Source organism: Actinomadura hibisca NBRC 15177 (genome assembly GCF_001552635.1).
Lineage (GTDB): Bacteria > Actinomycetota > Actinomycetes > Streptosporangiales > Streptosporangiaceae > Spirillospora > Spirillospora hibisca.
The window spans coordinates 128715-142830 of sequence record NZ_BCRO01000012.1; the positions used below are offsets into that span (position 1 = coordinate 128715).

Annotated in this window: 17 protein-coding genes and 1 tRNA gene; 12 read left to right on the forward strand and 6 right to left on the reverse strand. The window is 69.5% G+C overall.

Translation table 11 applies throughout. The features are described 5' to 3' along the window. Positions 1-123 precede the first annotated feature (123 nt). The 8 genes from AH6_RS06700 (at position 124) to AH6_RS06735 (ending at position 5853) form a co-directional block, all read left to right on the forward strand. A complete protein-coding gene (locus AH6_RS06700; protein ID WP_067475298.1) occupies positions 124-402 on the forward strand; it encodes a hypothetical protein in 279 nt (92 codons plus the stop codon). A 148-nt stretch (positions 403-550) separates the two neighbouring features. Beyond that, positions 551-916 carry a hypothetical protein gene (locus AH6_RS06705; RefSeq protein ID WP_067475301.1) on the forward strand — a complete coding sequence of 122 codons (366 nt, stop codon included), beginning with the start codon at positions 551-553 and terminating at the stop codon, positions 914-916. After that, positions 913-1731: a deazapurine DNA modification protein DpdA family protein gene (locus AH6_RS06710; RefSeq protein WP_067475305.1), complete on the forward strand. Its 819-nt coding sequence runs from the start codon at positions 913-915 to the stop codon at positions 1729-1731. Before AH6_RS06705 ends, AH6_RS06710 begins: the two co-directional genes overlap by 4 nt. Next, positions 1728-2009 (forward strand): hypothetical protein, encoded by a 282-nt coding sequence (locus AH6_RS06715; RefSeq protein WP_067475308.1) that lies wholly within the window; start codon positions 1728-1730, stop codon positions 2007-2009. Before AH6_RS06710 ends, AH6_RS06715 begins: the two co-directional genes overlap by 4 nt. Then, positions 1997-2923 (forward strand): bifunctional DNA primase/polymerase, encoded by a 927-nt coding sequence (locus AH6_RS06720; protein ID WP_067475318.1) that lies wholly within the window; start codon positions 1997-1999, stop codon positions 2921-2923. Before AH6_RS06715 ends, AH6_RS06720 begins: the two co-directional genes overlap by 13 nt. After that, the gene (locus AH6_RS46525) at positions 2920-4053 is read left to right on the forward strand and encodes a DUF3631 domain-containing protein (RefSeq protein ID WP_067475319.1); all 1134 of its coding nucleotides are present in this window, start codon (positions 2920-2922) and stop codon (positions 4051-4053) included. The genes AH6_RS06720 and AH6_RS46525 overlap by 4 nt, the downstream gene beginning before the upstream one ends. Positions 4054-4298: 245 nt before the next feature. Next, positions 4299-4484, forward strand: coding sequence for an excisionase family DNA-binding protein (locus AH6_RS06730; protein WP_218005735.1), 186 nt, complete (start codon positions 4299-4301; stop codon positions 4482-4484). Position 4485: 1 nt separating this feature from the next. Further along, the gene (locus AH6_RS06735; protein ID WP_218005736.1) at positions 4486-5853 is read left to right on the forward strand and encodes a tyrosine-type recombinase/integrase; all 1368 of its coding nucleotides are present in this window, start codon (positions 4486-4488) and stop codon (positions 5851-5853) included. 83 nt (positions 5854-5936) lie between these two features. Here AH6_RS06735 and AH6_RS06740 read toward each other — a convergent pair. From AH6_RS06740 to AH6_RS06750, 3 genes are all read right to left on the reverse strand, one after another. Beyond that, positions 5937-6009: transfer RNA gene (locus AH6_RS06740), tRNA-Lys, on the reverse strand. A gap of 58 nt (positions 6010-6067) precedes the next feature. After that, on the reverse strand, positions 6068-6724 hold the full coding sequence (gene tenA / locus AH6_RS06745; protein WP_067475325.1) for a thiaminase II: 657 nt from the start codon (positions 6722-6724) through the stop codon (positions 6068-6070). Between the two features lie 26 nt (positions 6725-6750). Continuing rightward, positions 6751-8025: a cytochrome P450 gene (locus tag AH6_RS06750; RefSeq protein WP_067475328.1), complete on the reverse strand. Its 1275-nt coding sequence runs from the start codon at positions 8023-8025 to the stop codon at positions 6751-6753. Positions 8026-8049: 24 nt separating this feature from the next. On the opposite strand from AH6_RS06750, the gene AH6_RS06755 reads away from it, so the two are divergent. After that, positions 8050-8463: a PaaI family thioesterase gene (locus AH6_RS06755; RefSeq protein ID WP_067475331.1), complete on the forward strand. Its 414-nt coding sequence runs from the start codon at positions 8050-8052 to the stop codon at positions 8461-8463. Positions 8464-8495: 32 nt separating this feature from the next. Here AH6_RS06755 and AH6_RS06760 read toward each other — a convergent pair whose 3' ends face one another. From AH6_RS06760 to AH6_RS06770, 3 genes are all read right to left on the reverse strand, one after another. Next, positions 8496-9371, reverse strand: coding sequence for an ADP-ribosylglycohydrolase family protein (locus AH6_RS06760; protein WP_067475334.1), 876 nt, complete (start codon positions 9369-9371; stop codon positions 8496-8498). A 131-nt stretch (positions 9372-9502) separates the two neighbouring features. Continuing rightward, positions 9503-9913: a C40 family peptidase gene (locus AH6_RS06765; RefSeq protein ID WP_245679205.1), complete on the reverse strand. Its 411-nt coding sequence runs from the start codon at positions 9911-9913 to the stop codon at positions 9503-9505. A 1518-nt stretch (positions 9914-11431) separates the two neighbouring features. Then, the gene (locus AH6_RS06770) at positions 11432-11725 is read right to left on the reverse strand and encodes a YiaA/YiaB family inner membrane protein (RefSeq protein WP_083982379.1); all 294 of its coding nucleotides are present in this window, start codon (positions 11723-11725) and stop codon (positions 11432-11434) included. A 173-nt stretch (positions 11726-11898) separates the two neighbouring features. On the opposite strand from AH6_RS06770, the gene AH6_RS06775 reads away from it, so the two are divergent. The 3 genes from AH6_RS06775 to AH6_RS06785 all read left to right on the forward strand — a co-directional run bounded on the left by AH6_RS06775 (position 11899) and on the right by AH6_RS06785 (position 14108). Beyond that, on the forward strand, positions 11899-13248 hold the full coding sequence (locus tag AH6_RS06775) for a glycoside hydrolase family 1 protein (RefSeq protein ID WP_067475336.1): 1350 nt from the start codon (positions 11899-11901) through the stop codon (positions 13246-13248). A 77-nt stretch (positions 13249-13325) separates the two neighbouring features. Then, entirely contained in the window at positions 13326-13721 is a 396-nt protein-coding gene (locus tag AH6_RS06780; RefSeq protein WP_067475337.1) for an SCO5389 family protein, read from the forward strand. 63 nt (positions 13722-13784) lie between these two features. Next, positions 13785-14108, forward strand: a complete 324-nt coding sequence (locus AH6_RS06785) for a DUF6191 domain-containing protein (protein ID WP_067475338.1) — start codon at positions 13785-13787, stop codon at positions 14106-14108. Positions 14109-14116 lie beyond the last annotated feature (8 nt).

A 14116-nucleotide genomic window follows, 5' to 3' on the forward strand; every position in this document is an offset into this window, starting at 1 on the left:
GTCTAGAGGCCACCACCTCTAGACCTAGAGGCCCCTCTAGACACCCATCCCCACCCTGACCAGTGATCTAGCACCTAGAGGCCCCACCAGCACAAACCCCCGAAACCGCCCTAGGAGGCCCCCTTGCCGCCCCTACTCGCCGCCTCTAGCGGCGCCGGCCCCGACCTTGGAACCTGGCTCCTGCTGGCCGCGCTCACCACTGTCGGCTACCTGATCCACTGCGTGATCTGGCCGTATCGGGCGTGCCGTAAATGCCACGGCGTCGGCAAGTTCCTCGCCCCGTCCGGCCGCGCGTGGCGGTACTGCAACCGCTGCACCGGCCGCGGCGCCCAGCTCCGCACCGGCCGCCGCATCTGGACCCGCATCAAGAACACCCACGCCCACAACCGCAACAACCGCTGACCGCTCCATAGGGCCGCGAGATGTGAACGGGCGGTCCGGCGCACAAGCCACCAAGCACGCCGCCGGACCGCCCTACCTCCGACCGATCACGGCCCCCAACGGAAGACCCGAAGCCCACCGCGGAGACCTAGAAGGAGGTCCCCCCATCATGGCCTACAACCCGCCGCAGAACCCACCCCTCCCGCCCTCCGCGCAGTGGCCGGCGCTGATCGGCCCGTGGTGCCCGATGTGCGATCGCGCCGACCGGATGCGTTGGACCGGCGCCGGACACGACCCCGACGGCACCGACATCAACACCTGGCGCTGCCGCGGCTGCGGCACCGAGCTGTGGACCGAAACCACCTGGTGGCCCGTCTATGACGGCCCCGACTGCCCGACCTGCCACACCCCGGTCACCTGCTGGGGCGCCATCGCCCCCGACCATCTGGGTGACCTGTGGCTGTGCGAGTACGCCCACGAGTTCATCCTCACCCCTGAGGGCCTGATCGTGTTGCCCGGTGAGGACGCCGCATGAACGAGCCGGTTTTCTACCTGGGTGCCCATCAGCCGCACTGGCTGTGGACCACCGACATGCCCTTGTTCGTCTCCCACCGCCAGCTCGCGCGCAAGGTCACCTTGCGTCCGGCCGTCTGCCGGTGGGCGCTGGATTCAGGCGGGTTCACTGAACTGTCCCTGCACGGCCAGTGGATCACTACCCCCGCCCAGTACGCCGACGTCGCCCACCGCTACGCCGAACATCTCGGTGTCCCCGACTTCCTGTCTCAGCAGGACTGGATGTGCGAGCCGTTCATGGTCGAGCGCACCGGCCTGAGCGTGCGCGAACACCAGCACCGCACCGTCGCCAACTACCTGGAACTGCGCGAGCTGGCGCCCGCGCTGCCGTGGCTGCCGGTCCTCCAAGGGTGGGCGCTGGGCGACTACCTGGACTGCGTGGACCTGTACACCTCGGCGGGGGTGGAGTTGGCCGCGCTGCCGCGCGTGGGGCTGGGGTCGGTGTGCCGCCGCCAGTCCACCGCCGAGATCGGCCACATCACCGCCACCCTGGCCGGGCTCGGCCTCAAGCTGCACGGCTTCGGCGTCAAAACCGGCGGCCTGCACCGCTACGGCCACCACCTCGCCTCCGCCGACTCCATGGCCTGGTCCTACAACGCCCGCCGCCTCCCGCCGCTGCCCGGCTGCACCGGACACAAGAACTGCGCCAACTGCCTGACCTACGCCACCGCCTGGCGCACCCGCCTGCTGGCCAAGCTCGCCGCCCGCAACCAGCAACACGGCCAGCAAGCCGACCTGTTCGCCCTGTCCGCCCGCCAGCAGCAGGACGCCGCATGATGCGCCCGGCCCCGACCGCCACCGCCACCACGCGCACCACCCGCGAGCTGCGCAAGGGCGACGCCATCCACGTGCGCGGCATCGGCGCCGTCGCAGTGGTCGCCACCCTGGCCCTGCCCGGCAGGCAGATGTTGATCCTGCTGGCCCGCGACGACCTGGCCGTGGTCAGCACCCCCGACGCCCGTTGGGACGCGCTGTGCCCTACCGCTCCGCTGTTCACCGCGACCGTCACCTACTGCGCAGCCTGCCGAGGAGTTGGACGCACATGCCGCCTGTGACCGCCCACCCCGCTCCGCATCCGGGCGCCGCCGCGCTGGCGTGCGCACGCCGCGGCTGGCACGTGTTCCCCCTGACCCCGCGCGGCAAGAAGCCCGCGCGCGGCTTCACCGACTGGGAGACCAACGCCACCACCGACCCGGCCCGCATCCGCGCGTTCTGGACGCGCGGCCGGTACAACGTCGGCATCGCCTGCGGCCCGTCCGGACTGGTGGTCATCGACCTGGACACCCCCAAGCCCGGCCAGACCCCGCCTGCCGAGTGGGCGCAGCCCGGCATCGGTGACGGCGCCGACGTACTGGCCGCGCTCTGCGAGCTGGCAGAGCAGCCGTTCCCCACCGAGACCTTCACCGTCACCACCCGCCGCGGCGGGATGCACCTGTACTTCACCGCCCCGCCCGGCGCCGAGCTGCGCAACACCTCCGGCCGCCTGGGCTGGCTCATCGACACCCGCGCCCACGGCGGGTACGTCGTCGCGCCCGGATCGCTGGTGGACCTGCCCGACGGCACCGGCCCCTACACCGTCACCCACAACGTCCCGCCCGCCCCGCTGCCCGACTGGATCACCCACCGCCTCACCCCGCCCTCTCTGGAGTGCCGCCCCGCCCCCGAGGTGGCCGCGCCCAGCGCCTACATCACCACCGCACTCCAACAGGAGGCCCAGCGCGTGCGCACGGCGGTGATCGGCGGACGCAACCACGCCCTGAACAAGGCCGCCTACCACCTGGGGCAGCTCATCGGCACCGGCGGCCTGACCTACGACCACGCCTATGAGGCGCTGTACGCCGCCGCCTCCGCGCACTTCGGCCCCGGCCACCAGCACGTCACCCCTGACGAGGCCCACGCCACCATCACCTCCGGCCTGACCGCCGGAACCCGCCGCCCCCGCACCCTGCATCGGAAGGAAGCGGCATGAACGCCCAACCCGCCGGTCTGGGCGGTGCCGAGCTGCTGGACGCGCTCGTGGCCGCCCTCACCCGCTACGTCATCCTGCCGACCCCCGCCGCCGCCGACGCGGTGGCGCTGTGGATCGCCGCCACCCACGCCCAACCCGCATGGGCCCACGCCCCCCGCCTGGTCATCCGGGCACCGGAAAAGCGGTGCGGCAAGTCCCGCCTGCTGGACGTGATCGAGGCGACCTGCCACGAGCCGTTCATCACCGTGAACTCGTCTTCGGCCGCGGTGTACCGGTCGATCACCGAGGACCCGCCCACCATGCTGGTGGACGAAGCCGACACCATCTTCGGCCCCAAAGCCGACGGCAACGAGGACCTGCGCGGGCTGCTGAACGCCGGCCACCAGCGCAACCGGCCCGCCAAGCGGTACGACGCCAACACCGGCCGCGTGGAATCCATCCCCACCTTCGCCATGGCCGCGCTCGCCGGTATCGGCGCCATGCCCGACACCATCGAAGACCGCGCCGTCATCATCCGGATGCGCCGCCGCGGCCCCGGCGAACAGGTGGCCCCGTTCCGGCACAAGCGCGACCGCGAACCGCTGCGCCGCCTGGCCGCCGAGGTCGCCCGGTGGCTGCGCGGCGACCTGGCCACCCTGGAGACCGCCGAACCCGACATGCCCGTAGAAGACCGCGCCGCCGACACCTGGGAACCCCTCGTGATCGTCGCCGACCACGCCGGGCGGCACTGGCCCGACCGCGTCCGCGCCGCCGTGCTCGCCCTCACCACCGACACCGGCACCGCCGACCAGATGTCGGCCCGGCTGCGGCTGCTCACCGACTGCCGCACCGCCTTCGGCCACGACCCCGCCCTACCGACCGCCACCCTGCTGGAACGCCTCAAGGCCGACCCCGAAGCGCCATGGGCGACCTACGGCCACACCGGCCTGACCGCGATGCGGCTCGGCGCCCTGCTGCGCGAATACGAGATCCGATCCACCACCGTCCGCTTCCCCACCGGACAGGCCAAGGGCTACCTGCGCGCCGACTTCATCGACGCCTGGGGCCGCTACTGCACCCCCGACGACACTCCCGAACGCCCCACCCCGGCCACCGTCACCACCCTGCCCCGCACCGCCGAAGGAGGGTAAGCCGTACCAGCCGTACCAGCCTCAACAGCGCAGGTCAGCCCTGGTACGGCTCGCACCCCTGGTACGGCTCAAGCCGTACCAGCCAACCAAGCCGTACCAGGGCTGACCTGCAAAAACGAGGCTGGTACGGCTGGTACGGCTACCCCCTCAGAACTGACCCCCGACCGCCCGGCGCACAAGCCACCAAGCACGCCGCCGAGGCACCCCGACCGATCACAGAGAGGTCCCGGACCATGGAACAGTCCGTGAGTAAGCCGCTCTACCGAATCAGTGAGGTGGTTGAGCTGTTGCCCTACGGCCGCAGCAAGATCTATGAGCTGATCAAGAACGGGCGCATCCGCACCTACAAGGAGGGCGGCTTGCAGGTCGTCCCGGCGGAAGCGATCACGGAGTACGTTGCCCTGCTGGCGAGCGAAGCGGAAGCCGCCTGACATGGCCAACGGCAAGCGACTGCCCAACGGGCGCTCATCCATCTACTACAGCGAGTCGGACGGGTTGTGGCACGGCTGGGTGACCATGGGCGTAAAGGCCGATGGGAGCCCGGACCGGCGCCACCGCAAGGCCAAGACTGAACCGGAGGTCACGGCCAAGGTTCGCGAATTGGAGGCCAAGCGCGACGCCGGAAAGGTCTCCAAGGTCGGCAAGGCCCCCACCGTTGCCGAATGGATGCGTGACTGGCTCGACAACATCGCCGCGCGCAAGGTCGACCCGACAACGCTGGAAACCACCTATCGGCCGAAGATCGAACAGTGGATCATCCCTGGCCTCGGAAAGCACCGCTTGGACAAGCTGTTTCCCGAGCACCTGGACAAGTTCTACACGTGGCTCGCCAAGCAGGGACTCGCCCCGAACACCATCCTTCAGATTCACCGGATCCTGTCGCGTGCGCTCAAGGTCGCGACGCAACGGGAAATCATCGGCAGGAATGTGGCCACCCTGGTGGACGCACCGCAGGCAGAAGAGACCGAAACCGAGACGCTCACCGCCGAGGAAGCGCGAAGGGTCATCCAGTTGGCGAGCACGCAGCGCAACGGAACCCGCTGGTCCGTCGCGCTTGCGCTCGGCCTCCGTCAAGGGGAGGCGCTTGGGTTGCGGTGGAAATACGTGGATCTCGCCCGAGGCATCATCAAGGTGCACTGGCAAATCAAGTTCGATTCCTACCGGCACGGCTGCGCCGATCCCTACGAGTGTGGGAAAAGGCTGCACCGCCTACCGTGCCCGTCTGACTGTCCCAAGGCGAAGCGCACTGCGGGACGGCGACACATCTGCAAGTCGAAGTGTCCGGCACGCTGCCGCCAGCATGCCAAGGGGAAGTGTCCGAAGTTCTGTGCGCCATCATGCGTTGCGCATGCGCGCGCGTGCCCTCAGCGCGTCGGCGGATGGAAGTTCACCCGCCCCAAAGGGAAGCGCAAGCGGGAAATCCCGATCCCGCCGCCGCTCTTGAAGGTCCTCAAAGAGCACAAGGCGCTACAGGATGCTGAAAAGGAGGTCACCGGCGACGACTGGAAAGCGTGGGATCTCGTCTGGTGCCTGCCGGACGGCCGCCCGATCGAACGCCGAGCCGACTGGGGAATGTGGAAGGCGCTCCTGACGGCAGCGGGTATCCGGGCCGACGCCTACCGGCTGCACGACGCTCGGCACACTGCCGGAACCTTGCTCGGTGAGCAGGGCGTAGACATCCACGTGATTCAGCGCATCCTTGGGCACGCTCAGCTCAGCACGACGCGCCGCTACACCCACCCCACGGACGGGCTCACGACCACCGCCATGGGGCGCATGGGGAACGCCCTCTGGGGCTGAAAACGAGGGAACTGCAACCCAAACTGCAACTCGGAACGACCAGGGCGGACACCGAAACCGCTGTCCGCCCTGGTCACACTGGGTGGGTCGCGTGGGACTCGAACCCACAACCTACGGATTAAAAGTCCGGAGCTCTGCCAATTGAGCTAGCGACCCGCGTGGTAAGCGTACCGAGATCGGGGGTGGGTTCGCACGGGGGTTAGTGGGTGCCTGGTCAGGTGAGGGGGATCGGCCAGGTTTCGCGGCGGTGGGCCGCGTCCCAGAACATCCACTCGTAGCGGGCGGCCGTCAGGTAGGCGCGGTGCATCGCCTCGTGGTCGGCGGGGCCGAGGGTCGCGGCGTGGCGGTCGGTGAGGGCCAGGACGTCGTCGACGATCTTCTTGAAGTCGTCGCCGCCGTAGGTGGCGATCCAGCGGGCGTAGAGGGGGTCGGGGGAGGAGGCGGTCAGCAGGTCCGCGCCGACGCGGGCGTAGATCCAGTAGCAGGGGAGCACGGCGGCCAGGCCCTCGGCGAAGGAGCCGTTGTGCACGGTGGCCAGCAGGAAGGTCGTGTAGGCCGTCGTGGTGGGGGACGGGGGCTGGTCCACGCCGCCCAGTTCGGTCAGGAAGCCCGCGTGCAGCGCTTGCTCGACGGCGTTGGCGTTGGTGGCGTGCTCGCCGAACATGCCGGTGTCGGCCGGGGTCGGGGCCTTGGCCGCCAGGACGTTCAGGGCGCGGGCGTACTCGCGCAGGTAGTGGCTGTCCTGGGCGATGTAGTAGCGGAACGCCTCGCGGTCCAGGTCGCCGGACGTCAGGCCCTGGAGGAAGGGGTGGGAGCGGATGCGGTCGTAGGTGCCGCTGCTTGCTGCCCAGAGTTGGGATGTGATGCCCATGTCGCCCCCTTTGTGTGGATTTGATCTTAGGTGATGGTGATCGGCAGGTGCTTCAGGCCGTTCTGGAAGTTGGAGGCCATCCGCACGGGCGTGCCGTTCAGGTTGATGGTGCGGGGCAGGAGTTCGCGGAAGATCGCCCGCATCTGGGTGCGGGCCAGGTGCGCGCCCAGGCAGAAGTGCGGACCGAAGCCGAAGCTGACGTGGTCGTTGGGCGTCCGGGACACGTCGAAGCGGTCGGGGTCGGGGAAGACGTCCTCGTCGCGGTTGGCCGAGGCGTGGTAGACGACCACCTTGTCGCCGGCGGCGATCTTCTGGCCGGACAGGGTGAGGTCGTGGGTCGCCGTCCGGCGGAAGTCCAGCACCGGGGGCCAGTGGCGCAACATCTCCTCGACGGCCGTGGGGAGGAGGGTGGGATCGGCTTGGAGGCGGGCCAGTTCGGCGGGGTGTTCGAGGAGGGTGAGCAGGCCGCCGGGGATGCCGTTGCGCAGGGTCTCGTTTCCGGCGACGGCGAACAGGAAGAACTGGTTCTCGAACTCGGTGGTGGTCAGGCCACCGGCCAGCATGCGGGACATGATGTCCTCGCCCGGGGCTGCTTTCTTTTCGGCGGCCAGCGCGTGGGCGTAGGCGAACATGTCGCGCAGGGCCGCCCGGGAGCGCGGGTTCATGGGACGGCCGTCCGGGCGTGTCAGGGACGCGGGGCGTTCGGCGACGGCTGAGCGGCCCATGGGGCTCAGGGCGGAGGTCTCGGCCGTGAACAGGGTCGCGTAGTCGGCGTCCTGGTAGCCGATGATGCGGGACGCCCAGTCGAACAGCAGGCGGCGGTCCGAGTCCGGGACACCCATGATGTGCGCCAGCGTCCACACGGGGAGGTCGGCCGCTACTTCGACGAAGTCCACCACGCCGTGCGCGTCAGAGATCAGGGAATGGGCGCGGTCGGCGATCGTCGCTTCCAGTGCCCGGATGGCGCGGGGCGTGAACGCGGCGGCGACGATGCGGCGCAGTCGGGAGTGGTCGGGCGGGTCCTGGTTGAGCATCATCTCCTGGACGAACGTCAGGTCCTCGGGCGTGTCGGGATCGCGGATCTGGGTCGCGCCCAGGTGCGAGGAGAAGTCGGCGGGCGTGCGCAGCACGTGCTTGACGTCGGCGTGCCGGAACACCGCCCAGTAGCCGGGGCCGGGCGGCCAGGGACCGACGGCGGGCTCGGGGATCCAGGCGACCGGGCTCTCCGCGCGCAGGCGGCGGAAGGCGTCGTAGGGCACGCCGGACGCGTAGGTGGCGGGCAGGAAGATCTCCTCACGCATGCCCCCAGCGTGCATGATGGCGGGGTGACGGTGAAGCCTGCGGACGGCGACAAGATCCTTCGAGACAACTTCGCGCCCTGGGTGCTCGACCTCGGCCTCACGGTCGAGGCGGTCGGCGACCGGAGCGCCACGTTGCGGCTGCCCTGGTCGGACCGGCTGGCCCGGGAGGGCGGCGGCCTGTCGGGCCAGGCGCTGATGGCGGCCGCCGACACCGCGACGGTGATCGCGGTGGCCGGGGCGCGCGGCGGCTTCGTGCCGATGACGACCGTGCAGCTCAACACCACCTTCCAGCGCCCGGTCAAGGACCGTGACGTGCTGGTCGAGGTGCGCATCACCAAGCTGGGGCGGACGCTCGCCTTCGCCGATGTCACCATGACGGCCGAGGGGCAGGACGAGCCCGCTGCGCATGCCACCACCGTGTACGCCATTTTGGGCTGAGTGGCCTCTGGGCGGGATGACGGCTCTGGCGGTCAGGTCGTGGGGGTGGGAGGCAGAGCCTTGGACCATGGCGGTAGGGGCTCGCAGACGTTGAGCCATGCCTTGGGCGGCGTGCCGATGATGCCGCCCACGATCGCGCAGGTCGTGTCCACGTCGCCGCCTGCGGCGGCTGTTGTCCAGAAGGCTCGTTCGTAGTTCTTTTGGTTGCGGGCGGCTGCCCAGAGGGCGAACGGCACTGTGTCGTGTGCCGCCACCTGGCGGCCGTTGCCCAGGACGGCGGCGGCCGTGGTCGGGTCGCTGAGCGGCAGTAGCTTGCGCGCCTCGGTGACGCCGTCGCGTACTTTGCCCGGCGGTAGGTGCTCCAGGATCTCGTCCAGGAAGGTGCCTGGGGGTAAGGGTGGCAGAGCTGCTGCTACGGCTACCGCTATTGCGCCTGCTACGGCTTCTGGGTGGGGGTGGGTTACCTCGGCTGACAGCCGTGCTTGTTCGGCCGCCTTGGCCGGGTTGTCAGCGAACCATGCGCCCAGCGGGGCTACGCGCATCGCTGCGCCGTTGCCCCAGGAGCCTTGGCCGTCGAACGCCTCGCGGGCCAGTGTCCGCCAGTCGCCGCCTTCCCGGATGAGGCGCAGCAGCCGGTTCGTTGAGGGGCCGTAGCCGCGGTCGAAGTCGTGATGGGCCGCGAAGGCGGCTGACAGCGCGTCTTGGTCGATCTCGCCGTGGGTGGTGAGAACCAGGTGGATCGAGCATGCCATCTCGGTGTCGTCGGTCCACTGCCATGGGGCCGGGGGCAGGGTCTGGGCCTCGAACGCGGCGCGGTTGGCGGGGACGAAGAACTGGGAGCCCAGGGCGTCGCCTACGGCCAGGCCTTGCAGGGAGGTCAGGGCGCGTTGGTGGGGTGTCGTCGTCATGTCCTCAGCCTGCCGAGGGCCGGTGGGGCGAGGGAAGGCCGAACGCGGTTCTGTGGATAACCCCATGAGGAAGGGCCCGGCCGCCGGTGGCGGTCGGGCCCTTCCTCAGAGCGGGTTCGGTTCGGGCTGGGTCAGTAACCCGGGCGGACGGCGCCGCTGAAGTTCCGCTTGTAGTAGCCGTTGAGCTTGACCTTCTTGATCCGCTTGCCCGAGCTGGGGGCGTGGATCATGTAGCCGCGGCCGACGTAGATGCCCATGTGGCTCTTGCCGGAGTAGAAGAACAGCAGGTCGCCCTTGACGGCGCCCTTCCACGACACCTTGTACTTGACGGCGCGGTAGATCTGCTGGGTGGTGCGGGGCAGCTTCACGCCCGCCTTGCGCCAGGAGCCGCCGGCGAGGCCGGAGCAGTCCCAGGAGCCGGGGCCCGTGCCGCCGTAGCGGTAGGGGTCGCCGATCTGCTTGTAGGCGTAGTTGACGGCGTAGGCGGCGCGCTGGCGCTGCTTCTGGGCCTTCGCCTTGGAGACACGTGCCTGGGCGCTCACCGCTGCCGCCTGCTGGGGCGCTGCCGCGGCCGCGTGCACCGGTCCGGCAGCCAGGAGCGAGGCTCCGAGCACGGTCGCGGAGGTGACGGCGATGCCGCCGACGAACGGCTTACGGGAGAGACCGGTTTTCAGGGGGGTACGGGGGGTATGCAGGACGACTCCTGAGTTCGGTGACGTTGCCTACCGGGACAGCCCGCACCGCAGACGGGATTCGCTCTGGGTGGGGGTTGCGCGCAGGCCGGTTCCCGCGAAGCCCATGGGAGAAGGCTCCGGGGGTCTCGACCGCTTCCGGCTCCGTGCTCATGGCTGCACGGATGCGGCGGGCCGACGGCTGGCTCGGGCGGCGAAGAGGCTGGAGGCCGCGAGCCGCGCGTCGGACGAGCTGTTCTGTTATCTCGTGCGGCCCGCCGGGCGTGCCGCATGGATCGGCAGGAACGTAGCCAGAGCTGAGGATATCTGGCAAATCTCGGGGGAGTTATCGGCGGCTGCCGAGCCCTGGCCGGAGCGTTCCTTCCCCCTTCTGCCTGCGTTGATCCCTGTCTTTTCGGCCAGTTGTGATCTGCATCACATGAGGGGAAACGGGGGCTTCTGCGGACGGTTGCGGGGCCCTTTTCCGGGTCTTCGGGGCCCTCACTATCAGTAGCCGGGACGGACAGCTCCGCTGAAGTCCCGTTTGCAGTAACCCGACGGCCTCACCTTGCTGACCTGCTTGCCGGAGTCAGGAGACGGGGGTCGTGTGGCCGTGGCTGACGTGGACGCCCGGGTGACTTCCGCCGGGCCGGTCGTGGCTCCCTGATGATCACGTTCGTGCTGGTCGCGGCGGTTCCGGCGGCGGCTGGAGTGGCCGCGCCTGCTGGGCTGTCGGCAATGCCGCGTCGGCGAGCGCGGCTCTGAACGCGGTCAGCGGAAGTGAGGGATGGTGGGCGGGGAAGGGGGTTCCGAAGTTGTTCGGGATTGCTCTTTGTGTCGCCGTTCATGTCTGTTGGGGTGAGGGGGCGAAAAGGTTTCCGCCGCGTGATGGCGGTCGCGGCCGTCGCTCGGCTTCATGCTTCTGATCTGCGTGAACTTGGTGAGGCGGTCCCGCTCGTGGCTCCTGGGGCGGCGGGGCGCGGCTCGTTGTTCATTGTTCGGATGTGCTGATGGAACCGCTGCCGTTGGACTTTGGCGATGGTAATTCCGATTTTGGTGGGCGGCAATTGTTGGGGTGGCCTCCCGGGTTTTTCGAGCCGGGAAAGGCTGATTACGGGGAGTGATGGTGGCTGTGGAAAGCCGGATGGTGGTTTATCCGGTTGTGATGCCAGCCACAAACCACTGCTCCGTGCCGCTCTCGTGGGGTCCGGCGTTGAATGTCCGGAATCACGGAGCGTGGCGAAGGGAGATTTCGCTAACCCCTAAGCAACGGAAAGACGCCCGCCGGCGGGCGGGCGTCGCTGATTTCCGCTCCGGCGGCCGTGCAGGGTGACGTACGCCATGTCCGGTTAGGGGCAATCGCGGACGTGTTATCCGCCTCACGTCCGGTCAGCTCCACGCCCCGGCCGCGTCCCCGGTGTACGGCGCGCCGGGTGGCAGCGCGGGGCCCGGCGTGGCCGCCTGCGCCGCCGCCCCGGCCTCCTGGCGGTCCCGGACGCACTTGGCGAGGGTGAAGGTCGAGGTGGTGACGTACAACATCCCCAACGCCAGGAAGGCCCGGATCCACATCGGTGCGGGCAGGTAGACGATGCCCAGCGCCACCGCCGACAGCGAGACGACGAACGACAGGATCGCCTGGACGAAGAACGCGGTCGTGCTCTTGATCTGAAGCAGTCCGTTCATGCCGACCACTGTGCGCCGCGTCACGCCGTCCGGCCTGAGTACGGGAACGCAATCGCCTACTCGGTTCGGCCCCTGAGTATCCGGGGTTGCCGGAACCGGTCAGGTCGTGGGGATTGACGGCGACCCCTGACGCGCCTGTGATCCGAGTCATAGTCGCGTCGGAGGGAGACTCCGTGCTCGGTACGACCGGCCGATCGCGCGTTCCGTACCTTCTGTCCGCTCTGCTCCTGCTCACCGCCGTCCTGACGGCTCCGCCCGCCCATGCTGCGTCGGTGGTGGCGAAGTTCCCGCCCGGCTTCCTGTGGGGCGTGTCCACCTCCGGTTTCCAGTCCGAGGGCTCTTTTCCGGACAGCAACTGGACCCGATACGTGGCGCGCAAGGCGTACGGCGTCAAGGACCCCTACAAGAACTCCGTCGATTTCCGCCACCGCTACCCCGGTGACATCAACCTGGCCCGAGGGCTCGGCGTCAACACCTTCCGCACCTCCGTCGAGTGGGCGCGCGTCGAGCCGCGCCGTGGTTTCCGCGATCCCCGGGCCCTCGCCTACTACGACGACCTGATCCGCCGGATCCAGGCGGCCGGGATGCGGCCGATGATCACCCTGGACCACTGGGTGTACCCCGGCTGGGTCGCCGACCAGGGCGCCTGGGACAACCCGCGCACCCAGGACGACTGGCTGCGCAACGCCCGCTTCCTGGCCGAGCGCTACCGGGGCCGGGGCGTCCTGTGGATCACCTTCAACGAGGTGAGCCAGTACCTCTACCACGAGCTGCTGAGCCGCCCCATGACGCTCGCGCAGCTCGCCACCATGCGCACCGCGCTGATCCGCACCCATCGGGCCGCCTACGACGTCATCCACCAGGCGGACCCGGGCGCGAAGGTGTCCAGCAACGTCGCCTACGGGGCGGTCTTCAACGCCGTGTTCGACGCCGCCCACTTCAACCAGGTCACCGACAAGCTCGACTTCGTCGGCGTCGACTACTACTACGGCGCCAACCTCCAGAACCTCACCGCCCTCAACGCCCTGACCGGCGAGTTCTGGCGCATCGACCCCGAACCCGAGGGCCTGTACTACGTCCTGAAGAACTACCAGCGCCGCCTCCCGCACCTGCCGCTCTACATCGTGGAGAACGGCATGCCCACCGACAACGGCAAGCCCCGAGCGGACGGCTACACGCGGGCCGACCACCTGCGCGACCACCTCTACTGGGTGCAGCGCGCCATCGCCGACGGCGTCAAGGTGATGGGCTACAACCACTGGAGCCTCACCGACAACTACGAGTGGGGCAGCTACCGGCCCCGCTTCGGCCTGTACCGGGTGGACGTGCTGACCGACCCCGGCCTGACCCGCCGCCCGACCGACGCCGTCCCCGCCTACCGCCAGATCATCGCCAACGCGGGCGTCCCCAAGGGCTACGTCCCCAAGCGCAAGCCGGGCTGGTGCTCCATCGAGGACCCCATCGCCACCTGCCTGGGCACCACGCCCACCCCGCCCGCCGCCTACCGGGCCACACTTCCCTGACCGCCGTGTCGTATAGAAATGAAAACCGTTTTCATGTCACCCTGAAGGGGTCATCCACCCACGAGGGGAGAACGGCCATGTCCCTGTCCGTCGACGCGACCCTGCTCGACCAGGCCCGCCGCGGCCCGGTCGACGACGCCGCGTTCGTCGCCTGCGTCCGCGAGTCGCTGCCCTACGCCTGGCAGGTCGTCAGCGAGGTCGTCGCCCGCATGCGCGCCACCGACACCGGCTTCGCCGACAACCAGACCCCGCCGCCGGACGAGCGGGCGCGCGGGCAACTGCTGCGCGCCCTGGCCTCCGACGCCATGCGCACCGCACTGGAGCGCCACTTCGGTGTGCGCCTGGCGTTCCAGAACTGTCACCGCCTGGCGGCCTTCGAGCCGGGCGCGGCCGGCACCGCCGACCGGTACGCGACCTTCACCTCGCCCCGCGCCCAGCTCCTCAACCAGTCACCGGAGCTCGTCGACTGCTGACCGGCCCCGACGGCCGTTGCCCGCCCCGGGAACCCGCGGCGGGTAACGGCCGTCGATATGGGTATGACCGCTGTGTTCTTCCTCACGGTTCCGGGCCTGGTCATCGGCCTGTTCGTGTTCGCGGCCCTCGACCGTGCGGGAGTCTGGGCCAGCAAGCGCTTCCGCCTTCCATGGCTGCGCGGCGAGGGCGGCCGCCCCGTCTCGGCCACCGCCCTGGAGGGGTTCGAGGTCTTCTACGGCCCTGCCAAACGCCATGAGCTGGAGGAACGCCGCACCTCGCTGGTCAGGCGGGACGAGGAGCGCGACGGCGCCCCGCCGCACGGCCCCCTCGATCTCGACGCCGGGATCGCGGTGATCCGGCGTCCCGGGGGCCCGGCGACCGGATAAACGCCGCG

What these genes read in the sequence shown, in the direction of transcription:
- AH6_RS06705 (WP_067475301.1), top strand. Translation starts at nt 551, where the DNA reads ATGGCCTACAACCCGCCGCAGAACCCACCCCTCCCGCCCTCCGCGCAG.
- AH6_RS06710 (WP_067475305.1), top strand. Translation starts at nt 913, where the DNA reads ATGAACGAGCCGGTTTTCTACCTGGGTGCCCATCAGCCGCACTGGCTG.
- AH6_RS06715 (WP_067475308.1), top strand. Translation starts at nt 1,728, where the DNA reads ATGATGCGCCCGGCCCCGACCGCCACCGCCACCACGCGCACCACCCGC.
- AH6_RS06720 (WP_067475318.1), top strand. Translation starts at nt 1,997, where the DNA reads ATGCCGCCTGTGACCGCCCACCCCGCTCCGCATCCGGGCGCCGCCGCG.
- AH6_RS46525 (WP_067475319.1), top strand. Translation starts at nt 2,920, where the DNA reads ATGAACGCCCAACCCGCCGGTCTGGGCGGTGCCGAGCTGCTGGACGCG.
- AH6_RS06735 (WP_218005736.1), top strand. Translation starts at nt 4,486, where the DNA reads ATGGCCAACGGCAAGCGACTGCCCAACGGGCGCTCATCCATCTACTAC.
- tenA (WP_067475325.1), bottom strand. Translation starts at nt 6,724, where the DNA reads ATGGGCATCACATCCCAACTCTGGGCAGCAAGCAGCGGCACCTACGAC.
- AH6_RS06750 (WP_067475328.1), bottom strand. Translation starts at nt 8,025, where the DNA reads ATGCGTGAGGAGATCTTCCTGCCCGCCACCTACGCGTCCGGCGTGCCC.
- AH6_RS06760 (WP_067475334.1), bottom strand. Translation starts at nt 9,371, where the DNA reads ATGACGACGACACCCCACCAACGCGCCCTGACCTCCCTGCAAGGCCTG.
- AH6_RS06770 (WP_083982379.1), bottom strand. Translation starts at nt 11,725, where the DNA reads ATGAACGGACTGCTTCAGATCAAGAGCACGACCGCGTTCTTCGTCCAG.
- AH6_RS06780 (WP_067475337.1), top strand. Translation starts at nt 13,326, where the DNA reads ATGTCCCTGTCCGTCGACGCGACCCTGCTCGACCAGGCCCGCCGCGGC.
- AH6_RS06785 (WP_067475338.1), top strand. Translation starts at nt 13,785, where the DNA reads ATGACCGCTGTGTTCTTCCTCACGGTTCCGGGCCTGGTCATCGGCCTG.